This window comes from Massilia genomosp. 1 (assembly GCF_011682185.1).
GTDB lineage: Bacteria > Pseudomonadota > Gammaproteobacteria > Burkholderiales > Burkholderiaceae_D > Telluria_A > Telluria_A rubra.
The window spans coordinates 1-21,977 of sequence record NZ_WHJF01000048.1 but is presented as its reverse complement, the minus strand read 5'-3'; the positions used below and the strand labels follow the sequence as shown (position 1 = coordinate 21,977).

20 protein-coding genes are annotated in these 21,977 nt (G+C 66.4%); 9 read left to right on the top strand and 11 right to left on the bottom strand.

Features of this window, described 5'->3' with window-relative positions:
* Nucleotide 1: 1 nt before the first annotated feature.
* Both F1735_RS18240 and F1735_RS18235 read left to right on the top strand, forming a co-directional pair.
* Nucleotides 2-781, top strand: coding sequence for a hypothetical protein (locus tag F1735_RS18240; RefSeq protein ID WP_167238262.1), 780 nt, complete (start codon nt 2-4; stop codon nt 779-781).
* Nucleotides 781-1,671: a DUF6178 family protein gene (locus F1735_RS18235; RefSeq protein ID WP_167238261.1), complete on the top strand. Its 891-nt coding sequence runs from the start codon at nt 781-783 to the stop codon at nt 1,669-1,671. Before F1735_RS18240 ends, F1735_RS18235 begins: the two co-directional genes overlap by 1 nt.
* A gap of 108 nt (nt 1,672-1,779) precedes the next feature.
* Here the strand turns inward: F1735_RS18235 and F1735_RS18230 are convergent, their stop codons facing one another.
* The gene (locus F1735_RS18230; RefSeq protein WP_167238260.1) at nt 1,780-2,670 is read right to left on the bottom strand and encodes a LysR family transcriptional regulator; all 891 of its coding nucleotides are present in this window, start codon (nt 2,668-2,670) and stop codon (nt 1,780-1,782) included.
* Nucleotides 2,671-2,775: 105 nt separating this feature from the next.
* Here F1735_RS18230 and F1735_RS18225 point away from each other — a divergent pair, with 105 nt between their 5' ends.
* Nucleotides 2,776-4,002 carry an MFS transporter gene (locus F1735_RS18225; protein ID WP_167238259.1) on the top strand — a complete coding sequence of 409 codons (1,227 nt, stop codon included), beginning with the start codon at nt 2,776-2,778 and terminating at the stop codon, nt 4,000-4,002.
* Between the two features lie 27 nt (nt 4,003-4,029).
* Here F1735_RS18225 and F1735_RS18220 read toward each other — a convergent pair whose 3' ends face one another.
* A complete protein-coding gene (locus tag F1735_RS18220) occupies nt 4,030-4,827 on the bottom strand; it encodes a leucine-rich repeat domain-containing protein (protein WP_167238258.1) in 798 nt (265 codons plus the stop codon).
* 40 nt (nt 4,828-4,867) lie between these two features.
* Complete coding sequence (locus tag F1735_RS18215) at nt 4,868-6,112, bottom strand: CaiB/BaiF CoA transferase family protein (protein ID WP_229505843.1); 1,245 nt, start codon at nt 6,110-6,112, stop codon at nt 4,868-4,870.
* Nucleotides 6,113-6,352: 240 nt separating this feature from the next.
* Between F1735_RS18215 and garD the strand changes: the two genes are divergently transcribed.
* Genes garD through F1735_RS18200 form a run of 3 tightly spaced genes read left to right on the top strand, consistent with a single transcriptional unit; the run spans nt 6,353 to nt 9,598 of the window.
* The gene (gene garD / locus F1735_RS18210) at nt 6,353-7,903 is read left to right on the top strand and encodes a galactarate dehydratase (RefSeq protein ID WP_167238257.1); all 1,551 of its coding nucleotides are present in this window, start codon (nt 6,353-6,355) and stop codon (nt 7,901-7,903) included.
* Nucleotides 7,904-7,905: 2 nt separating this feature from the next.
* Nucleotides 7,906-8,712 carry an NAD-dependent epimerase/dehydratase family protein gene (locus tag F1735_RS18205; RefSeq protein ID WP_167238256.1) on the top strand — a complete coding sequence of 269 codons (807 nt, stop codon included), beginning with the start codon at nt 7,906-7,908 and terminating at the stop codon, nt 8,710-8,712.
* A 13-nt stretch (nt 8,713-8,725) separates the two neighbouring features.
* Nucleotides 8,726-9,598 (top strand): aldose 1-epimerase, encoded by an 873-nt coding sequence (locus tag F1735_RS18200; RefSeq protein WP_167238255.1) that lies wholly within the window; start codon nt 8,726-8,728, stop codon nt 9,596-9,598.
* On the opposite strand, the gene speD is transcribed toward F1735_RS18200, so the two are convergent.
* From speD to F1735_RS18175, 5 genes are read right to left on the bottom strand one after another with little or no spacing between them, the layout of a single operon-like run.
* Nucleotides 9,585-9,962, bottom strand: a complete 378-nt coding sequence (speD, locus tag F1735_RS18195; protein WP_373888545.1) for an adenosylmethionine decarboxylase — start codon at nt 9,960-9,962, stop codon at nt 9,585-9,587. The genes F1735_RS18200 and speD overlap by 14 nt on opposite strands.
* Before the next feature lie 2 nt (nt 9,963-9,964).
* The gene (locus tag F1735_RS18190; protein ID WP_167238253.1) at nt 9,965-10,153 is read right to left on the bottom strand and encodes a hypothetical protein; all 189 of its coding nucleotides are present in this window, start codon (nt 10,151-10,153) and stop codon (nt 9,965-9,967) included.
* Nucleotides 10,150-11,649: a DUF4178 domain-containing protein gene (locus F1735_RS18185; protein WP_167238252.1), complete on the bottom strand. Its 1,500-nt coding sequence runs from the start codon at nt 11,647-11,649 to the stop codon at nt 10,150-10,152. Before F1735_RS18185 ends, F1735_RS18190 begins: the two co-directional genes overlap by 4 nt.
* The gene (locus F1735_RS18180) at nt 11,650-12,696 is read right to left on the bottom strand and encodes an SPFH domain-containing protein (protein ID WP_167238251.1); all 1,047 of its coding nucleotides are present in this window, start codon (nt 12,694-12,696) and stop codon (nt 11,650-11,652) included.
* 49 nt (nt 12,697-12,745) lie between these two features.
* Nucleotides 12,746-13,132: a DUF350 domain-containing protein gene (locus tag F1735_RS18175; protein WP_167238250.1), complete on the bottom strand. Its 387-nt coding sequence runs from the start codon at nt 13,130-13,132 to the stop codon at nt 12,746-12,748.
* A 65-nt stretch (nt 13,133-13,197) separates the two neighbouring features.
* On the opposite strand from F1735_RS18175, the gene F1735_RS18170 reads away from it, so the two are divergent.
* Nucleotides 13,198-14,709 (top strand): polyamine aminopropyltransferase, encoded by a 1,512-nt coding sequence (locus tag F1735_RS18170; protein ID WP_167238249.1) that lies wholly within the window; start codon nt 13,198-13,200, stop codon nt 14,707-14,709.
* The gene (locus F1735_RS18165; protein WP_167238248.1) at nt 14,709-16,316 is read left to right on the top strand and encodes an NAD(P)-binding protein; all 1,608 of its coding nucleotides are present in this window, start codon (nt 14,709-14,711) and stop codon (nt 16,314-16,316) included. Before F1735_RS18170 ends, F1735_RS18165 begins: the two co-directional genes overlap by 1 nt.
* A gap of 32 nt (nt 16,317-16,348) precedes the next feature.
* Here the strand turns inward: F1735_RS18165 and F1735_RS18160 are convergent, their stop codons facing one another.
* Together F1735_RS18160 and F1735_RS18155 are read right to left on the bottom strand one after the other, a co-directional pair.
* Nucleotides 16,349-17,086 (bottom strand): substrate-binding periplasmic protein, encoded by a 738-nt coding sequence (locus tag F1735_RS18160; protein WP_167238247.1) that lies wholly within the window; start codon nt 17,084-17,086, stop codon nt 16,349-16,351.
* A complete protein-coding gene (locus F1735_RS18155; protein WP_167238246.1) occupies nt 17,083-18,864 on the bottom strand; it encodes a cation:proton antiporter domain-containing protein in 1,782 nt (593 codons plus the stop codon). Before F1735_RS18155 ends, F1735_RS18160 begins: the two co-directional genes overlap by 4 nt.
* 228 nt (nt 18,865-19,092) lie before the next feature.
* Between F1735_RS18155 and F1735_RS18150 the strand changes: the two genes are divergently transcribed.
* A complete protein-coding gene (locus F1735_RS18150) occupies nt 19,093-19,566 on the top strand; it encodes a T6SS effector amidase Tae4 family protein (protein WP_167238245.1) in 474 nt (157 codons plus the stop codon).
* An 82-nt stretch (nt 19,567-19,648) separates the two neighbouring features.
* Here the strand turns inward: F1735_RS18150 and F1735_RS18145 are convergent, their stop codons facing one another.
* Nucleotides 19,649-21,814, bottom strand: a complete 2,166-nt coding sequence (locus F1735_RS18145) for a sugar nucleotide-binding protein (RefSeq protein ID WP_373888543.1) — start codon at nt 21,812-21,814, stop codon at nt 19,649-19,651.
* Nucleotides 21,815-21,977: the final 163 nt, after the last annotated feature.

Genomic DNA, 21,977 nt, shown 5'->3' with positions numbered 1-21,977 from the left:
CATGAGCGACAACAGCAATCTGCCCGCGCTGTCGAAACAGATCAGCGAACTGGTACTGGCCGGTTCGCTGTCGCATGCCGAGCAGGCGTTTTCCGAAGCGGTCGAGACGCATGGCGACCTGGCCGTGGCGGAGGTGCTCTCCACCCTCGCGCCGCAGGTCACGGCCCTGCACTTGTCCGGTTTCGACGGCGGCAAGACCTCGCTGGCGACCCTGCTGGTGCCGCCCAAGGCCTGGGCCGACAGCCTGGCGTTTTTTGCCGCCACCTGGTCGGACGACATGATCGAAGACGACCCTGAGCGCGTCGCCGAAACCCTGTTCGCGCACGTACACGGCATCGTGTTTTCGGCCGACGACCCGGAGCGCCGCGCCGAACTGCTGATGGAGGCCTCGGCCACCGATCATGGCGCGACCGTGTTCGCGATCCTGTTCTCGATGGCGCCGAAAGAGATGCTGGAACTGGCCGGCGAAGTACTGGCCAAGGGCCCGTACATCACCAGCCAGACCTCGTCCGACAGCGACGTGGCGCCATTGGCGATCGAGCTGGCCAAGGCCAGCGAGGATGGCTGGGACCGCGCCCTGTTCGAACTGTTCCCGGACTTCCGCCACAGCGGCGACATTGCCGACGCCGAATACACCGACGACCCGGACGAAGAGCAGCAGTTCCTGATGCGCAGCACCAAGGAACTGCTGTACCGCTTGCGCAAGCAGGTGCCGTCCTCGCGCAGCAATGTGCCCAAGCGCGGCGTGCGCAAGAGCATCGGCACGGGAATCTTCTCGTGATGGAGGCGGCGCCAAACACGCTGCCGGCCATCGTCGTCGAGCGCCTGCCTCTGCTGGTGCGGGCGATCCGCTGCCTGTCCGCGCGCGCGATCGGCGACGAGTCGGTGATCCTGGCCGACGAACTGGCCGGCATCACCGCCATGGTGGCCGAAAAGTTCACCAACGACCGCACCGCCGAAGGCATCCAGAAGGCCTTGCTGCTGACGGTGGGCTGCGTGTCGCTGGGGCTCGAACACGAACTGGGGGAAGAAGATGACGACACGGCGCTCGATTTCCTGGTCGAAGAAGGTGCCGAGCATGCGTTCCAGGCCGGTTTTCGCATGGTGCGCGACCTGGCCGCCTTGCCGGAGGATTCGCTGGTGGGCGAGTACGACCAGGATCCGGTGTACGCGCAGCGGCGCCTGAAGGACTTGTTCGTCGACATCTGCAGCGCCGATCCGTACCAGAACTGGGCCGGGTTCGAAAAATTCGAGGTCCAGTACAGGCAGCGCAAGGCGGTGCAGGCGATCGTGCGCGCGGCCGGCTGGCTGCGCCGCCATCACTACGCGGGGCCGATCAACGACGCCGACCTCAATGCCGAAGGCGTGATTGCGGTGGCGATCATTTTTGCGATCGAAGGCGGCGGGCGGATCGTGGCGCGCACCGGGCAGGCCGATTTTGAGCGCCTGGTGAAGTCGGTCCGCAAGAACAAGCCCGATTATGAAGAGGGCTGGGCGGCGCTGATGAAGCAGGTCCCGGCGCAGCACCAGCCGGTGATTGCGGAGCGGATTGAATCGTACCGCACCAACTGCACCGTGATCCAGAAAATCCGCACGCGCACGGCGATGAAAACCTTGTTCGCCGAGTTCGAAAATTATGCGGGGTCGGAGCTCGATGCCGATTACGGCTAAGGCCACTGTACTTCGCTCCGTCGTTCCCGCGAAGGGGGGAATCCATAGCACCTGTGAGCAAAGGTGCTATGGATTCCCGCCTTCGCGGGAACGACGGGTTGGGGCGAATCAAAGTGCAGCGCTGCTCGCCAACGCCAAAAACGCCTGCACCAGCGGCGCATGCTCGCCCTTCCTCTGCGCCAGCAGCAAGGTGGTGGTCGCCCCCGCATCGAGCAGCGGCCGATAGCACACCCCGTCCATCCTGATCCGCTCGAACGACCCTGGCAGCACCGACACCCCGCATCCCGCCGCCACCAGCCCGATAATGGTCGACGCTTCCCCCGCCGTCTGCTCCACCCTCGGCACGAACCCGGCATCCCGGCACAACCTGAAAATCTGCGGATAAATCCCGGTCCCCGCGCTGTGCGGATACATCACGAACGGCAGCTCGGCCAACTCGCTGATCGCGATCGCCTCTTTTCTCGCCAGGGCCAGCCCGGTGGGCAGCACCGCCACCAGCGGATCTTCGCGCAGCGCCGTCACGCCGATATTGTCCGGCAGCGTATCTTCCGGCGGGCGCACGAATCCCAGGTCGAGTTCGCGCCGCGCCAGCATCTCGATCTGCGGCACGGTGGCCATTTCGTGCAGCGTCAAGGTGACCGCCGGATACTGCTGGCGGTAGCGGTTGATCACGTTCGCAAACAGGGGCGTGAGCGGCGTCGAGAAGGTGAAGCCGATGCGCAGTTCGCCCGCCTCGCCGCGTTCGGCCCGGCGCGCGGTGCTGGCCGCCTGCTCCGACAAGGCCACGATGCGGCGCGCATCGTCCAGGAACAGCTTGCCCGCTTCGGTCAACCTCACCCAGCGCTTGGTGCGCTCGAACAGCTGCGCGCCGACGTCCGCTTCGAGCATCTGGATCGCGTGGCTCAGTGGCGGCTGGCCAATGTGCAGGCGCTCGGCGGCGCGCGTGAAATGCAGTTCCTCGGCGACGGCGATGAAGTAGCGAAGCTGGCGAAATTCCATGTCGGTAATCGATTCAATGTATGAGAAACGACTTAAATATATATTGGACAGTATAAAAGCGCAAACCTAAGATAACTCCAGTCTATTCACTTCGGGTTGCCCATCATGCCATCGAGCGCCGTTACCGCCGGCTTTTCCTCCTCGTCTGCCGCTTTCAAGCGCATCAACCGCGCCATGCTGTGCGGCGGCTTTTCCGCTTTCGCGCTCCTGTATTGCGTGCAGCCGCTCATGCCGCTGCTGGCGCAGCAGTTCGCGCTTACGCCGGCGCAAAGCAGTTGGTCGCTGTCGATCGCCACGTTGGCGCTGGCGGTGTCGCTGGTGATCAGCGGCGCGCTGTCGGACCGCATCGGCCGCAAGAAGCTGATGACGTTTTCTCTGGTCGGCGCCGCCGTCTTCACGCTGCTGACCGCCGTCGCCCAGAACTACGCACAACTGCTGGTGCTGCGCGCCTTGCTGGGGTTTTCGATGGGCGGCATGCCGGCGGTGGCCATGGCCTACCTGAGCGAGGAAATCGAAGGGCCGTCGCTCGGGCTGTCGATGGGCCTCTACATCAGCGGCACCGCGCTTGGCGGCATGGCGGGCCGGGTGATCGCCTCGGTCGTGAGCGACCATTACTCGTGGCGCCTGGCGCTCGGCGCGATGGGCGGCGCCGGCTTGGTCGCGGCCTGGGAGTTCGCGCGCAGCTTGCCCGAGTCGCACAATTTCAGGGGCGGCAAGCCGGGCGTCCGTGGTTTGCTGGAAGGCGCGCGTACCCATCTGCGCGACGACGGCATGCCGTGGCTGTTCGCGCTGGGATTTCTGGTGATGGGCGTGTTCGTGAGCCTGTATAACTACATCGGCTACCGCATGCTGGCCGCCCCGTTCAAGCTGAGCCAGAGCGCGGTGGGGGCCATGTCGGTGCTGTACCTGATCGGGATGTTCAGCTCCGTGTGGGCCGGCCGGCTGGCCGACCGCATCGGACGGCGCAACGTGCTGTGGATGGTCATGGTGATCATGCTGGCCGGGCTGCTGCTCACCTTGTCCAGCCATCTGATCGTGATTTTGGCGGGGATGAGTATGTTTACCTTCGGTTTTTTCGGCACGCATTCGGTCACCAGCAGCTGGGTCGGGCGGCGGGCGAGGGCGCCGCAGGCACTGGCCTCGGCCATGTACCTGTTCTTCTACTATATCGGGTCGAGCGTGATTGGTGCGGGGTCGGGGACGGTGTGGAGCGCGGCCGGCTGGAATGGCGTGGTGGCGCTGCTGGCGCTGGCCCTCGGCCTGGCCCTGGCGATGGCGCTGCGCTTGCGCGGGCTGGCGCCGATCGAGGCGGCCGGCTTGAAGGCCGCCTAAGCGCAGCGATGGTGGGAAGGCTGGTGCTTACCTCTCCCAGATTTTCCATATCGGCTTGAGCAAGGGGCGCGCGTGTGTTGGTGTTTGCTCCACGGCGTCGCCGGCGGCGGGGGGCTGCACCGGCACTGGCACCGGTTCCTCCTTGGCCTGAAGCTGTTCCAACTGCCACCTTGCATTTTCGTCGGGCGGCTGCGCAATCGACGTGCCGCCACGGTGCGCCTGCTGTACGTAGTTGTGATGCGGCGTGGGCAAGGACTCCGAGCACTGCCGGGAACAGGAGTTGACCAGCATCGGAAACACGTCGGTGCCGACTTTTAAGCTGATCCAGAGCTGCAGGATGTTGTCGTAGCCGGTTTCGGTCCCGCAAACACTGCACTTGACCGTGTCGCCGTGATAGCGGACCGGATTGCCCTTCAGTTGCGGAAAATGCAGGCGGTGCTTGTAGTTCCCATACAGGGCACGAGTGCTGACCCGGCTGTTGACCAGGTTTTTGCAGCGCGTCAGTTCATACGGAAACCACTGCAAGCCATACGAGGTGTAGACGTCGAAATGCGTCAACGCCGTCATGTCGCCGATTTCCGGTGGAATGCGCTTGAGCTTGCTACCGTAGAGATGCACCTTGGTGACGCGTTTTAGCTTGCCGATCGATTCCGGCAACGTAAAAATGCCGGCGTACAGTTCGGGCCCGAGTGACTCGCGCGGCGCGAATTCGTCCGCGCCGCTCGCTTCGAGTTCATCGATATAGCGGCACAGCGCCTTCCAGGCATCGGAAGACCGGTCCTGGACGTCATTGTCGATCCGGGAGATGTAGCGGTTGAATTTCATGGCATGTGCTTTCGGGGTTGAACAACAGGACGACAGCGAATCAGATTGCGCCTTTCGCCCGCAGCGCCGCAATCTCTTCTTCACTGCGCCCCAGCAGATCGCGCAGCACTTCATCGGTATGCTGCCCCAGCATCGGCGGCGGCAAGTCGGCCTGCGCGGGCGTGAGCGACAGTTTCATCGGGCTGCGCACCAGCTTCACCTTGCCGGCCGCCGGATGATCCATCTCGATGGCCACCCCGCGCGCTTTCACCTGCTCGTTCTCGAACACTTCACCGACATCGTTGATCGGCCCGCACGGAACCCCCACCGCCTCCAACTGCGCAATCCACTCGTCGCGCGTGCGCGTTTTCACCATCTGCGCCAGCAGCGGCACCAGCACATCGCGGTGCTGCACGCGCAGCGGATTGGTGGCAAAGCGCGGGTCGGTCAGCAAGTCGTCGCGCCCGCCCGCTTCCACGAACTTGCGGTACTGCCCGTCGTTCCCGGTCGCGACGATGAGATGCCCGTCCGCGCACGCAAACGTCTGGTACGGCACGATGTTCGCATGCGCATTCCCCCAGCGCTTGGGCGCCTTGCCGCTGTTAAGGTAATTGCTGCCCACATTGGCCAGCATCGCCACTTGCGTATCGAGCAGCGCCATGTCGATGTACTGGCCTTGCCCGGTGCGGTCGCGGTGCGTCAGCGCGGCCAGCACCGCCACGGTGGCGTACATGCCGGTCATCAGGTCGGTCAGCGCCACGCCGGCTTTTTGCGGCCCGCCGCCGGGCAGGTCGTCGCGCTCGCCGGTGACCGACATCAGCCCGCCCATGCCCTGGATCAGGAAGTCGTAGCCGGCCCGGTGCGCATACGGCCCGTCCTGCCCGAAGCCGGTCACCGAGCAGTACACCAGGTCCGGCTTGATCTCTTTCAGGCTGTCGTAATCGAGCCCGTAGCGTTTCAGCTGGCCGACCTTGTAGTTTTCCAGCACCACGTCGGCTTCGCGCGCCAGGTCGCGAATCAGTGCCTGGCCCTCGGGCGTGGCAATATCGACCGTGACGGAACGCTTGCCCCGGTTCGCGGTCAGGAAGTAGGCGGCCTCGCTGGTGTCGTTGCCGTCGGCGTCGCGCGCGTACGGCGGACCCCAGGCACGCGTGTCGTCGCCCACGCCGGGTCGTTCGATCTTGATCACGTCGGCGCCGAGATCGGCCAGGTTCTGGGAGCACCAGGGACCGGCCAGCACGCGCGACAAATCGAGTACGCGGATGTGGCCGAGCGCCTTGGGCATGCCCGAAAATGCTTGAGTCATTGTGTCTGCCTTGTTGCAAATCAGGCAGCAATTATATCGGCTTGCGCGCCGCTGCGGCCAAGCGTGGAACGCGGCCGGACCGCCCTGGCCATTTTGTGAGGAAAAGTTAAATTGGTCAGACCAATAACTCTAATTGGACTAGCCGATTTTAGCGTTTGCTGGCATACTGAGCGAAACCGACCGCAAGGGCGCCCGCCATTTCCGGGCTCATGCGGGTACAGGCAGACAAGGCTACCAAAAATGACGACACCGGAAAAAAACCCGCTCCATATCCGCATGCACGCGGCCGACAACGTGGCCATCGTGGTCAACGATGGCGGCTTGCCGGCGGGGACGGTGTTTCCCGATGGACTGGTGCTGGTCGACGCCGTGCCGCAGGGGCACAAGGTCGCCCTGGGCGATCTCGCCGAGGGCGACCCGGTGACGCGCTATAACGTGACGATCGGCTATGCCGCCCGCGCGCTGCCGAAAGGCAGCTGGATTTCGGAAGCGGTGCTGCGCATGCCGGCCGCGCGCGAACTCGCAGGCTTGCCGCTCGCCACCCGCGCCGCCCCGGTCATGGAGCCGCTCGAAGGCTACACCTTCCAGGGCTTCAAGAACGCCGACGGCTCGGTCGGAACCCGCAATATCCTGGCCATTACCACCACCGTACAGTGCGTCTCCGGCGTGGTCGAACACGCGGTCAAGCGCATCAAGGGCGAACTGTTGCCGCACTACCCGAACGTGGACGACGTGGTCGGACTCGAACACACCTATGGCTGCGGCGTGGCGATCGATGCGCCGGGCGCCGAGATCCCGATCCGCACCTTGCGCAACATCACCCAGAACCCGAACTTCGGCGGCCAGGCGATGGTGGTCAGCCTGGGCTGCGAAAAACTGCAGCCGGCGCGCCTGTTCCCGAAAGGCTCGATCCCGATCCTCTCCGGCGCCGACCCCGCGCATGTCTGCCTGCAGGACGACGGCCACGTGGGCTTCCAGTCGATGATCGACTCGATCATGCGCACCGCCGACGTGCAGCTCAAGGCGCTTAACGCGCGCCAGCGCGAAACCTGCCCGGCGTCCGACCTGGTGGTGGGCGTACAGTGCGGCGGCAGCGATGCGTTTTCGGGCGTGACGGCCAATCCGGCGGTCGGCTACGCAAGCGATCTGCTGGTGCGCGCCGGCGCCAGCGTGATGTTTTCGGAAGTGACGGAAGTGCGCGACGGGATCGATCAACTGACCTCGCGCGCCGCCAACGCCGACGTGGCCGAGGCCATGATCCGCGAAATGGCCTGGTACGATGCCTACCTGACGCGCGGCGGCGTCGACCGCAGCGCCAACACCACGCCGGGTAACAAGAAGGGCGGCCTGTCGAACATCGTCGAAAAGGCGATGGGATCGATCGTCAAGTCGGGATCGTCCGCGATCACCGGCGTACTCTCGCCCGGCGAAAAACTCAAACAGAAAGGGCTGATCTACGCAGCCACTCCCGCCAGTGACTTCATCTGCGGCACCTTGCAGCTGGCGGCGGGAATGAATATCCACGTGTTTACCACGGGGCGCGGCACGCCGTACGGCCTGGCCGAATGCCCGGTGATCAAAGTGGCCACGCGCAACGACCTGGCGCGCCGCTGGCACGACCTGATGGACGTGAACGCGGGCCGTATCGCCAGCGGCGAAGCGAGCATCGAAGACGTCGGCTGGGAGTTGTTCAAGCTGATGCTCGACGTGGCCAGCGGCCGCAAGACCTGGGCCGAACACTGGAAGCTGCATAACGCCCTGACCCTTTTCAATCCTGCACCGGTGACCTGATCATGAGCAAACCCTTCAAACGCATTCTGCTGACCGGCGCCGCCGGCGGCCTTGGACGCCAGCTGCGCGAGCGCATCCAACCGTGGGCCGACATCGTGCGCCTGTCCGACCTGGCCGATGTCGGCCCGGCCGGCGAAGGCGAAGAAGTCGTGCAGTGCGACCTGGCCGACAAAGCCGCCGTGCTGGCGCTGATGGACGGCGTGGACGCGGTACTGCACTTCGGCGGCATGTCGACCGAAGCGCCATTCGACGCGATCATGCAGGCCAACATCCTCGGCACGGCCAACCTGTACGAAGCGATCCACAAGTGCGGCGTCAAGCGGGTGGTGTTCGCCAGCTCGAACCACACGATGGGCTACTACAAGACCACCGACCTGGTCGACGCCGACATGCCGCCGCGCCCCGACGGCATGTACGGCGTGAGCAAGGTGTTCGGCGAATCGCTGTCGCGCTACTACTTCGACCGCTTCGGCATCGAAACCGTGTGCCTGCGCATCGGTTCGTGCTTCCCGGAGCCGGCCAACCCGCGCATGATGATTACCTACCTGAGCCTGGACGACCTGGTCGAAGCGCTGCGCTGCTCGCTGTTTGCCGCGCGCGTGGGCCACACCATTGCGTTCGGCGTGTCGGACAACAAGGCAAAATGGTGGGACGACCGTCATTCGCGCCATCTCGGATTCGTGGCCAAGGACAGCTCGACCCGGTTCGAACACAAGTTCCCCTTCGGCGGCAGCTATGCGCCGGCCGACGACATCACCATCACCTACCAGGGTGGCGGCTTCTTGCTGACCGGGCCGCAGTATAACTAGCCTGGCGCCGCTGGTGCTGCGCAGCGCGCAGCTGTCCGCCGCCATCCTTCCGGGTTGCGGCGGCGCCTTGTCGCGCCTGGACTGGATCGGCGGCGATGGCGCGCCGGTGCCGGTGCTGCGCCCGTACGCCGGCGGCGCGGGCGGCGGCATGCCGCGACCGAACCAGCTGGCCTGCTTTCCGCTGGTGCCGTGGTCGAACCGCATGGCCGCCGGTTTTTCGTATGGCGGCGAGCGTTACGCCATCGCGCCGAACCGCGAGGGCGATCCGTTTCCGATGCATGGCGAAGGCTGGCTGCGGCCGTGGACCGTGGCCTTCCAGTCGGCCAGCCAGGTGCTGCTGATGCTCGAGCGCCGCGACGGCCTGCCGTTTTCGTACCGCGCCTCGCTCGACTACGCCTTGCGCGGCAATGCGCTGGTGGTGACGCTGGAGGTCACCAACACCGGCGTGCTGGCGCTGCCGTTCGGCTTGGGTTTGCATCCGTGGATGCCGCGCAGTCCCGGCACGACCTTGCAGGCGGCGGCGCGCAGCGTGTGGATGGCCGGGGCGGACAAACTGCCGTCGCATGCGCATGCGCAGGCGATGCCGGAAGCGTGGTCGTTCGCGCTTGCGCGCGCGCTCCCGCAAGGCCCGCTCGACAATGTCTTCGAAGGCTGGGATGGCAAGGCGCGCATTCGCTGGCCGGAGAATGGCCTGACTCTGTCGATGGCGGCAGACTGCGGGTATTACATTGTGTATGCGCCGGCCGCTGGGGATTTTTTCTGCTTCGAGCCGGTCGACCACCTGATCGACGCGCACAACATGGCGGGCGGGCCGGCCAGGCATGGCCTGACGATCCTGGCGCCGGGGCAGCGGCTGCGCCGCACCTTCAGCTTTACGGTGACTTGATGTCCACTTGCGCCACGCCGCGTTCGATGGTCTGCACCACGCGCGACGCCGGCTTGAAGGCCAGCTCGATCACCCGCAAGGCCAGTTGCGGTTGCGCGTCCCCGCACATGAAAATATCGGCCGCCGCAAAGCCGTACTCCGGCCAGGTATGGATCGAGATGTGCGATTCGGCCAGCAGCAGCACGCCGGTCACGCCCATCGCCGCGCCAAAGCTATGAAAATGGCTGTGCAAGATGCGCGCCCCGGCCGCCAGCGCGCCGGCGCGCAGCAGCGCGTCGATATCGGCGCCGGACGTCAGCAGCGCCGGATCGACGCCATGAAAATCGGCCAGCAGGTGAATGCCGGCCGGGCGATGCGCGGCCATCGTCATTTGTGCCCGCCGCCGGAACCGCCGCCGGAACTGCCGCTGTTCGAACTCCAGCTGCTGCCGCCGCTACCGCGATTGCCGCCGTGACCGGTGTGCTGGTTGGACATGGAGTCGAACATCGCGACCCAGATGATGATCGTCGTGAGCACCGTCACCGCGATCGCGTACAGTAAATACCGTTCGTTCATTGCTGATCCTTGTTGGCGATGCGGGTGAATCCCGCCGGCAGGAAAATGGCCGCCAGCCCCACCAGCAGGAACAGCGCGGATGTGCCGAAGTTGACCAGCAGCGGAATCAGGTTCAATCCGAGCAGCCACAAGAAAAACTTGAACAGGATGTTCGACAGCGGCGCCCCGCGCGCGGGTGGCGCGTCCCTGGGCGCGGCGGGTACCCGCGGCGCGCTGGACGGCCCGGCTTTCTTGGCCGGGTCGTCGAACCAGGCCATCACCTGGTCGGTCGCCAGGGGCTTGGAGCGCGACCAGGTCATCTCCTGGTCGGTGACTTCGGCCGCCAGGGTGGTCTTGCCGTATTTGAATTCCATCGTGCGGGTCCGGTCGCCGGCCTGCACGCGCCAGTTGAAGGCGCCCGCGGCGGCCACCACCCGCCCCATGTAATCGGCCGATTTTTTGTATTCGACCTTGTCGGCCAAAGCCACATCGGCTTGGTCCGCATGCCACGCCGGCCAATGGCTCATGACGTCGGCCCGATGCCAGCCATCGACGCTTTCGACCAGCCAGAAAAAACTCGCGCGCGTGCTGTAGAGCAGATACTCGGTCCAGCTTTCCCCATCGTCCGTATCGCAGATCATGGCGCCGATCACGCTGCACTGGCTGCCGCCGATGTTGGCCTTCGCGCCGATCTCGATCGTGGTGCGCATGCGCGCGACCTTGTCGCCGGCCGCCAGCACCCGCGCTTCGGGTCCGGCGGCGTCGAGCTGCGCCTTGCAGGCCGGGCAAACCAGGTTGGTCGCCACCCCCGGCAGGTAGCTGATGGTGCTGCCGCACGAAGGGCAGTCGAGGGCGTCGACCTTGCCGCGGTATTTGCCGGCGCTGGCGCCGATCTGTTCATCGTCGCGCAGCAGCTGGCAGCGCATCTCGGCCAGGGTGACCGCGACCCCGGCGTACACCACCGGCACCTCGCCGTCGGTGTAGTCGAGCGTGAGAAAGCGCGGGCCGCTGCGAAAGTCGGCCACCCTGATACGCCAGCCTTCGCCAACCCTGAACGGCAGCTCGCCCTGGCCGGCGATGCATTCGGCGCTGCGCTTTTCCGCCGCCAGCCAGCGCTCCCCGTCGATCTGGACGGCATGCGACACGCCGATGGCGTTGAAACCGGGCAGGGCGAGTGTGACCGCGCGCACGCTGGTGAGGGTGAACAGGCCCGAAAAGTCGCCCAGCCAGGCGTTGCTGCCGTCCTCGTACAGCAGGTACCACTCGTTCCACAAGCCCCTGTCATAGCGCAGCTGGATGCGCCCGACCACCGTGAAATGACGCCCGCCGGCGACGCCGCTGGTGCCGACCTGGATCGGCGAATAGTCTTCCAGCACGGACGACATGGTGCCCAGGTTCTTGACGGCGTCGGCATCCTTGAGCAGGGTGGCGCGACAAAACTCGCACACCGCCATGACGGCGGCGTGCGATTTGAACCGGACTTCGGCGCCGCAGCTGGGGCAGGAAACAATGTGCATTTAGCCGAGCAGTTGTTTCAGCAGCTCCGTCTTGGTGCCGTTGTAGTCGTCTTGCGAGATCAGCCCCTTGTCGAGCAATCCCTTCAGTTTCGTCAGGCGCTCTTCGATCGGGTCGACCGGCGCCACGGGGGCCTGCAAGGGCGCGGTCGGCGCCGGCGGCACCTGCGGGATCAGCGAGCCGCTCATGCCTTGCGCCATGGCGTGCCCCAGCATCGCACCGGCGCCCAGGCCCGCGCCCAGGCCGGCCAGGCCGCCTTCGTTCTGCGCCGCCAGCGGAATGCTGGTGGCCACCTGGAATTGCGTGAACCCGCTCATCTTCTCGCCCGACAGGCCGCCCTTCATGCCGGCCGAGATGCGTTCGTCGAGCGCGGCCTGCAGTTCTTCCGGCAGGCTGACGCTGGCGACGTTGAATTCGTCGAGCACCACGCCGTAGCGCGCGAAGGCGATGTACAGGTCGCCCTTGACCTGCTGCGCCATCAGCGCCTGGTTGGCGGCCATGTCGAGGAAGGCGACTTTGGCGCTGCCGAGCGAACTGGCCATGCTGGCCATCAGGATGCCGCGCAACTGGTCTTCGACCTCGTCGCGCGTGTAGACTTCGCGCGTGCCGCTGATTTCGGTGAAGAACAGGCGCGGGTCGGCCACGCGGTACGAGTACATGCCGAAGGCGCGCACGCGGATCATGTCGAAGTCGGCGTCGCGGATCGTGATCGGCTGCGGCGTGCCCCATTTGCGGCCGGTCTGCACGCGCGTGCTGAAGAAATACACATCCGACTTGAACGGCGAATCGAAGAACTTGTCCCAGTTTTTCAGGTTGGTCAGCAGCGGCAAGGTGTTGGTGGTCAGCGTGTGGGTGCCGGGGCCGAAGACGTCGGCGATCTTGCCTTCGTTGACGAACAGCGCCATCTGCGACTCGCGCACGTTGAGGATGGCGCCGTTCTGGATTTCGAAGTCCTGCATGGGAAAGCGCCATGCCAGCACGCCATCGTTATCTTCGTTCCATTGCAGGACATCGATGAACTGTTTTCTGATGAATGAGCCAAGGGACATGTCGGTCTCCGGTGGGAAGGCGTTGTTAAGCGGGGGCGGGGAGGGCGGCTCAGGACACGGCGCCGGCGTTGACCAGGCCGACCGAGACCGCGATGGCGCCGAGCAGGCCGCCGAAGGCTGAATTGTCGGCTTCGATCTGCTCGGAGGCCATTTTCAGCAGGCGCGTGGCGACGTAATACACCAGCACCTGGACCAGCATGGCGCCGGCCGCCCAGGCCAGGAATTGATAATAGTCGCGGGTATGCAGCATGGCCGAGCAGATCGTCAGCGAGAAGCCGATCAGGGCGCCGCCCAGGGCCAGCGCGGCGGCGTGGTTGCCGCCGCGGATCAGGGTCACTTCGTCGTAAGGCGTCATGCGCGTGTAGATGACAAAAAACGCCATCACCAGCGCAACCGCTGTTGCAAGGTAGAGCAGATAGTTTAGGATGGCGGGCACGAAGTTTCCCCCTGAAAGATGGTCGTATTGGCAGCGCACGACGATCTTAGAGCAAAAAAGACCAGATGACCAAAAGAATTTTGATACTGTCCGTGTTTGTGGTGGCCTCCTGCGGGCTGGCCTACGAACTCATTGCCGGCGCCTTGTCGAGCTATTTGCTGGGCGATTCGATCCTCCAGTTCTCCACCATCATCGGTTGCTACCTGTTCGCGATGGGCGTGGGCGCGCACTTTTCCAGGTACGTGGCCGAAGAGGATGTGCTGTCGCGCTTTATCGACATCGAGCTGGCCGTGGGCCTGATCGGCGGCGTCTCGGCGGCGCTGCTGTTCATGACGTTTTCGTGGATGACGGCGCCCTTTCGCACCCTCTTGTATGTGCTGGTGTTCATGGTCGGCGCCCTGGTCGGGATGGAAGTGCCGCTGGTGATGCGCGCCCTGAACGCGCGCGACACTGCCTTCAATGACCTGGTCAGCCGCGTGCTGACCTTCGACTACCTGGGCGCGCTGGCGGTGTCGCTGCTGTTCCCGCTGGTGCTGGCGCCCCACGTGGGGCTGGTGCGCACCGGCTTTTTGTTCGGCATGCTCAATGTCGGCGTGGCCTTCTGGACCCTGTACGCGTTCCGCGCCGAACTGAGCGACGTCGGCGGGCGCGTGCTGCGCGCCTCGTTCGTCATGTTCGCGCTGGTGATCGGCTTTGCCCTGTCGGACCGCATGGTGCAGTGGGGCGAGCATGGCCTGTTCGGCGACCAGATCGTGTACTCCACCACCACTCCGTACCAGCGCCTGGTGATCACGCGCTGGAAGGATGACACGCGCCTGTACATCAACGGCAACCTGCAGTTTTCTTCGCGCGACGAATACCGCTACCACGAAGCGCTGGTCCATCCGGCGCTGCAAGCCTTGCCGTGGGCGCGCAAGGTGCTGGTGCTCGGCGGCGGCGACGGCTTGGCGCTGCGCGAAGTGCTGCGCTACCCGAACGTCAGGCAGGTCACCGTGGTCGACCTGGACCCGGCCATGACCCAGGCCTTCACCACCCGCGCGGAGCTGGTCAAGCTCAATGGCGGCGCGTTCTCCGACCCGCGCGTCAAGGTCATCAATGCCGACGCCGCGATCTGGCTGCAAAACACGGACCAGATGTTCGACGCGGCCATCGTCGACTTCCCCGATCCGTCCAGCTTCGCGCTCGGCAAGCTGTATTCGGTGCCGTTTTACGGCATGCTGCAAAAACACGTGGCGGCCAAGGGGCTGGTGGTGGTGCAATCGACCTCGCCCTTCTTTGCGCCGCACGCCTACTGGACCATCGACGCCACCCTGCGCGAGGTCGGCATGCGCACCTGGCCGTACCATGCCTACGTGCCCTCGTTCGGCGAATGGGGCTTCATCATGGCCTCGCCAGGGCATGACTATGTGCCGCCGACCAGCTACCGGCTGCCGATGCGCTACCTGAACGAAGCGACCACGCGCGAGATGTTCGCCTTCCCGCCCGACATGGGGCGCCTGGACATGGCGCCGAACCGGCTCAATACGCAGTCGCTGGTGCACGAATTCGGCCAGGACTGGCGCAGGGTGATCCGCTGATGGACCGGCGCACCTTCCTGGCGCTGGCCGGCGGCGCGGGAGCCGCAGCGGCCAGCGCGGGGCTGTTCCGGCAATGGCTGGAAATGACGCCGGCCGTGCATTATCCGGGCCGCGCCGAAGGCCATTTCTTGCGCGAGGGCGGCAAGCTGCCGGCGCCAGGCCAGGTGATCGAGACCGACATCGTGATCCTCGGCTCGGGCATCGCCGGCCTCGCCGCGGCCTGGAAGCTCGGGCGCGAAGGCCAGCGCAAGGTCCTGATGATCGACGGGCCGCAGCCGTTCGGAAATGCCGCCGGCGGCCATTTCGGCGAACTGGCGTATCCGACCGGCGGCCATTACCTGCCGCTGCCGTCGCCCGAATCGGTGCATGTGCGCGAGATCCTGTTCGACCTCGGGGTCATTGCGCGCGACCCGTACGGCGACAAGCCCTGCTACGACGAGCGCGTCATCCTGCACGGTCCGGCGGAGCGCGTGTTGTTCAACGGCCGCTGGCAGGAAGGCTTGATTCCGACCGACGGCGTGAGCGCGCAAGAGCGCGCCGAGCACGCACGCTTTTTCGCCGAGGTCGAGCGCCTGCGCACACTGCGCGGCAGCGACGCACGGCGCGCGTTCGTGTTCCCGAGCGTCTCCTCGTCGCGCGACCCGGTCTTCGATGCGCTCGACCGCATCACCTTCAAGGCGTGGCTGGACCAGCAGGGCTACCGCTCGCCGACCCTGCACTGGTACCTGAACTACTGCTGCCGCGACGACTACGGCACCCGTTACGACAAGGTGTCGGCATGGGCCGGGCTGCATTACTTCGCCAGCCGCGGCGGACAGGCGGCCAACGCCGGCAACGGCGCCTGGCTGACCTGGCCGGGCGGGATGCAGGCCGTCGCCGACAAGCTGGCCGCCGCCTCGGGCGTGCGGCGCCGCCCCGGCACCGCCTTCTCGCTCAAGCGCAGCGGGGCTGGCGTGGAAGCGCTGTGCTTCACGCTCGACGGCGGCGTGGCGCGCAGCTATCTGGTACGGGCGCGCAAGGCGATTTGCGCGATGCCGCTGTACGTGGCCGCGCGCGTGGTCGAGGACATCGGCGCCTATGGCTTCGACGTCAAACGCCACACCCCATCGTACGCGCCGTGGCTGGTGGCGAACTTCCTGATGAAGGATTTCCCGCGCGAGCTGCCGCACGCACCGCTGGCCTGGGACAATGTGGTGTGCCAGGAGCCGGGCCTGGGCTACGTGGTCTCGACCCACCAGGATATCCGCGTCACGCCGCCCGGGAAGACCGTGTTTTCGGCCTACGTGGCGCTGTCGGACCGCACGCCCGCGGCGGCGCGCACATGGATGATGAGCGCCAGCGGCGCCGACCTGGTGGCGCTGGCCGGCGCCGACCTGGCCAGCGCCTACGGCTGGAAGTTCGCGGCCTGCGTCGAGCGGGTCGAGATCACCCTGCGCGGGCATGCGATGGCGGCGCCGCTGCCCGGCTTTCGCAGCAATGCGGGCCTGGCGGCGCTACGCGAAGCGGATGGACCGATCGTGTTCGCGCACGCCGACCTGTCGGGCTTTTCGGTGTTCGAGGAGGCCGCGTGGTGGGGCGTGCAAGCGGCGCTGAAGGTGTTGAAATAGGCGCTTGCCGCTTGCCGCTTGCTCCTTGCTGTTTACTGATAAGTGGCGACGATGCGCTGCCAGGCTGGATCGTTCTTGAGTTTCTTGAGCACCGGCGCGACTTTGTCGAAAGCGGCCCGCTGGCTGTGCGGCGCCAGCATGCGCCGTTCGGTGGGCGCGCTGGCCAGGGTGACCAGGTGCAGCCTGGCCGTCATGCCGCGCGCGCGCATGTAGTAGCGCGCCATCGATTCGGCCACGACGACGCAGTCGAGCCGGCCAAGCAGCAGCTTTTCGAGGTTTTTCTCGTCGCTCGGCCCTTCGCTGCGCAGCATGCGCGAGCTGTCCAGCCAGGCGTCGATGCCGGGATAGTGGTAACCGAGCGTGACGCCGACCGAGGCGCCCGCCAGGCCGGCCGGCGCGTCCGGGCTGACCGGCTTTGCCGCCAGCGACACCAGCGCATAACGGTCGCTGGCGAAGGGCGCCGACCACAGGTATTTTTTCTGCGCCACGTCGTCGAACCATTCCGGCATCATGCCGATCACCATGCCGTCGATGCTGCCGTCTTCCAGCTTGACCTGCAGGCGCTTGCGCGGCATGTAGCGCAGCCGGAAAGTGAAGGTGCCCAGCTTGCGCTCGTTCAGGTAGTCGATCAGGTCCGGGTACATGCCGCGCCCGTCGGCCAGCATCAGCGGCGCGAAACTGGCGCTGGTGTAGACGGTGACCTCCTGGGCCGGCGCGCTGCTGGCCAGCAGCGTACACAGGACCGTCAGGGCCGCGACCAGGTTTTTCATGATGCCGATACCGCCGGGTCGCGCTTGAGGGCATGCACTTCGGCGTCGAGCGTGGCCAGGAACAGGTCGCGTTCACCGTCGACGATGCGGTCGACCTGGTCTTCGTCCATGCCGAGCGCTTCGAGCACGAAGGCGGACAGTTGCAGGCTCGCCTCCAGCGTTTCGGGCACGACGATGGTGGCGCCGGCGCGTTTGAGCGCGCGCGCATGCTGTTCGTCGCGCGAGCGCACCAGCAGCGGCACGTCGGGAAATTCGCGCCGGATGCCGCGCACCGCGTGCAGGGCCGACGCCGGATGGTCCATCGTGAGCACGATCGCCGGCGACTCGCCGGCGTTCACGTGGCGCAGCAGTTCGGCGCGCGCGGCGTTGCCGAAGTAGACCGGCAAGCCCTGGCCGTGCATCTTGGTGGCCAGGCGCGCATCGTTTTCAAACGCGATGTAGCCGATGCCTTCGGTCGTGAGCAGCTTGGCCAGTTGCTGGCCGACGCGTCCGAAACCGGCGATGATGATGTGGCCGCGCGCGGCGCTAAGGGCCGCCTGGTCGGGCGTGGCCGCTTGCTCGTCGCCGCGCGGCTCCCAGCGCGTGCCGATTTCGCGCCCCAGGCGCGCCAGCATGGGCGTGACGAACAGGGACAGGCCGACGGCGAGCATGACGCGCGCGCCCAGGTCGGCGTCGACCAGTTTGCTGGCAGTGGCGTAGCCGATCACGATGAAGGCGAATTCGCCGCCCTGGCCGAGCAGCAGGCCGCCTTCGAGCGCGCGTCCCCAGCTCAAGCCGCCGATGCGGAACAGCACGGCGATCACCAGCGCCTTGATGGCGATCAGGCCGAACACGGCGGCGGCCAGCCACAGCGGCGCGTCGATGACCTGGCGCGCGTCCATGCCCATGCCGACCGTCATGAAGAACAGGCCCATCAGCAAGCCTTTGAAGGGCTCGACCATCAGCTCGACTTCGTGCTTGAATTCGGTTTCGGCCAGCAGCAGGCCGGCGATCAGGGCGCCGAGCGCCATCGACAGGCCGGCCGCCGCGCTCAGGCCGGCGATGCCGAGGGTCGTGAGCAGCACCAGGGCCATGAACACGTCGGGCTGGCGATGCCGCGTGAAGATGCGGAACAAGGGATGGATCAGGCGCCCGCCGACCAGGTAGATCAGGGCGATGGCGGCCCCCGCCTTGACCATGGTGATGGCCACCAGCGAGACGATGCCGTCGGACTCGCCCTTGGCCATGACCCCGATCAGGATCAGCAGCGGCACCACGGCCAGGTCTTGCAGCATGAGGATGGAAAAACCGGCCTGGCCGAGCGGCGTGTTGGTGCTGTGCTGCTCGTTCATCAGTTGCATGACCACGGCGGTCGAGGAGAGCGAGAGCACGATCCCGAGGATGACGGCGCTCTCTGTGCGGTAGCCGAGCAGCCAGATGGCCGTGCCGAGCAGGCCGGCGCTGATGCAGACCTGGGCCGTGCCGGCGCCGAACACCCAGCGCCGCAGCGACCACAGGCGGGCGGCCGACAGTTCCAGGCCGATCATGAACATCAGGAACATGACCCCCAGCTCGGCCAGCGCGACCACGCCTTCGGCGCGCGGGAAGGTGAGGTAGGCCAGCCAGGGATGGGTGTCGGCGAACAGGCCCAGGCCGAACGGGCCGAGCAGGGCGCCCACGGCCAGGAATCCGAGCACCTGGTTGATGCGCAGGCGTTGCAGGGTGGGAATCAGGATGCCCGCCAACGAGAGGAACAGGAGGATTTCCCGCAGGAAGGGGAAGGCGTGTTGCTCTTGCACGGGGTGGGGCCTGTCGTGTGGTTGGTCGCACTTGCCATTTTATAACAGGGGGTGCGGCGTGGCGGGCGTTTATGACTGTGGCTGGCAGAAAGGTGGGCGGCCGCCCACGGTCGCCCTGGCGCGGCTGCGCCGGCGCTCGGCGGCTTGGCCTTGCCTTGCGACCGCGCAAGAGCTTGGTTGTATCCGTGAGGCAAGATGATGGACCTGCCGCCTGATCGGAGTGTCTGTATGAAGCCTTCGTTTTTTGCCGTCCGCACCAATTACCCCAGCCGCGCCTCCACCGACCGCAGCGCGCTGTACCAGGCGATCGGCTGGGATGCCCTGATTGGCGTGACGGCCTACCAGAATACCTGCGCCACCCGGATCAGCCTGGCGCTGGTGCGCTCGGGCATGCGCCTGCCGGGTCGCCTGGCCATCCTCAAGGGCGAGTACAAGGGCAGTCTGGTCGAACCCGGCCATGCGCGCCTGTCGATCCTGCTGCAACGCCGTAACCTGCTCGGCCTGCCGGAAATTTATCGCGGCGGCCGGGCGCGCCAGGCCATCGGCAAGCGCAGCGGGATCGTGTCGTTCTGGCGCATCCAGGACGAGGGGCCGGACCAGGGCCATATCGATATTGTTTATCCGGACCCGAACGGCAGTCCGGCCTGCGGCACCGAATGCTACTGGCAAGCCCAGGAAATCTGGTTCTGGCCGCTCGAATAGCCGGCCCGGCCAGGACAGGCCCGGCCAGGACAGGCCCGGCCAGGACAGGCCCGGCCAGGACAGGCCCGGCCAGGCGATTTGTTCAGCTCGCTTTCTGGCGCCTCCCGGTCTCGGCCTGCCGGCGCGTATCGGTGCAGTGAATCGGCTGCGCCAGTTCGATGTGATCGCCGCGCGCCTGCTCGCCACGCAGCTGCACATAGCGGGTGAGCGCGTCATCCAGGCCCGGCATGAGCATGCCGCGCTCGGTGTGCAGCGCACTGTAGGCCGGGCGCGGCGCCAGGTAGCGGCAGGCGGCCCCCGGCTGCGCTTCGAGCCGGCTGGCGTCGACCCCGGCCTGGCGCGCCGCCTTGCCGGCCAGCTCGGCCCAGGTGAGCGGGTCGCCGTTGGTCAGGTGCCAGAGCCCGCTTTCCTTGTCGATGGCCAGGTCGAGGCAGGCGTTGACCAGGTCGGGCACGTAGGTCGGCGTGACCGTGATGTCGCTGGCGGCCGCGAACGGGGCGCCGCTTTCCAGGCTGGCCAGCGCCTGGGTCAGGAAATTGTGGCTGTCCCAGGGGCCGAAGAAGGAGCTGGTGCGCACTACCAGCGCCCCCGGTTGCCGCTCGAGGACGGCGCGCTCGGCGGCGGCCTTGCTTTTGCCGTAGATATTGATCGGCGTGACCTTGTCGCTTTCCACGTACGGGCATTGCTGGCGGCCGTCGAACACCAGGTCGCTGGAAAAGGTGGTCAGGTGTAGCCGGTGGCGCGCGCAGGCGGCGGCCAGCACCGCCGGGCCGGCCACGTTGTCGCGAAAGCAGCGTTCGACATCGTTCTCGGCCTCGTCCACCCGCACGTAGCCGCTGGCGTTGATGACGGCCCAGGGCTGGTAGCGCTGCATGGCGCGCTCCACCGAGACCGGGTCGGCGATGTCCATCTGCTGGCGGCTGAGCAGCCGGTAGGCCAGGTTGCGGCGCGCGCAGATGCGGGCGAAGGCGCGCCCCAGGGTGCCGGTGGCGCCGGCGATCAGGATCGGGGCGGACGCCGTGCCGACCAGGCTGTGCCCGTCGGCTGTGATCGAGGTTGGCGCTTCGGGCGTGGCCACGGGCGCGCACAGGCAGCGCCCGGCGCGCCGCCACCAGCCCTGGCCGCGCAGCACCGGATGGGTGGGCGCGCGCCCGGCGGCCAGTTCGCGCATCATGGCCGCCAGCGCGGTGGGACGCGGCAGCGGCGCGCGCACGTCGAACGGCCCCGGTTCGTAATAGCCGCGGCAGGCGGTCACCAGGCAGTTCCAGTCGAACGAGCCGAGCAAGGCCCAGACGGTGACGGCGCGCAGGTCGACCCCGTTGCGCCGCGCTTGCTGCCCGGCTTCCCATACTTCCAGCAGCCAGCGCAGCTGGTCTTCGCGGTTGGCGTCGATGTGCGCCTCGGTCACCGCCAGCGCGATGCCGTAGCGGTCCCAGATTTCTTGCAGGAGCGGGCCGATGCCGGGCGTGGGCGTAGCCAGGGCGCGCGCGGTTTCGATGTCGGCGCAGTGTACGCCATCGGCGTCGCCGCGAAAATGCGCCGGGTAGCGTTCGACCCGGTGGTCGAGCCAGCGCTCGCTGGTGACATAGTAATTGACGCCGATGATGTCGGGCGGGCAGGGATTGTCGCGGAACCAGAGCAGCTCGGCCGGATCGGCGCCGTGGCCGGTCAGGTAGCCCCACAAGGCGTGTCCGGGGTCGACTTTGCCGCACAGCAGGTCCCAGGCCAGCCAGCGCCGCTCGTTGTAGAAGCTGGCGCAGCGGGCCATGGCGGGGGTGCTGTAGGTTTTGCCGAGGTCGTCGGTCTGGATCAGGCGGGCCTGCGGGTTGACCCGGCGGATCGCGCGCATCGCCAGCACGGTGGCGCGGCACTGGATCAGCAGCGCCCGCAGGAAACTGCGGTCGTCGCGGCCATGCGGGTACCACAGCCCGTACAGGCCGGAAAAGCGCGCCGTGGTCAGCGGTTCGTTGACCGGGGTATAGTCGGTGATCCACGGGTAGCGCGCGGCCACGGCGCCGGCGTATTCTGCCAGCCCGGCGGCGAAGGCCGGGTCGGTCAGGCAGGTATGGCGCGGGCCGCTGCCGTGGTGTACCAGACCGGCGATGGGGGTGACGCCGGCCTCGCGCAGGGCGTGCAGGCGTTGGTCGCACCAGCGCCAGTCGGCGCCGGCCAGGCCGGCGGGCGCCACCCGCTCCCACAGCAGCGGGTAGCGGATCTGGCTGATCCCCAGTGAGGCAAAGCGCGCCACGTCGTCGGCGCGGTCGTGATGTCCATTCCTTTCTATCCTGAATGTTGCATAAACCGCCGCCGCAGCGTCACTTTTCCGATGCCGGAGTTTTTCAACTTAAATCGGAATGTCGCGGGCGATAGCGTCCCTACCCAATTGAACGGGACAGTCAATGAAGCGGTTT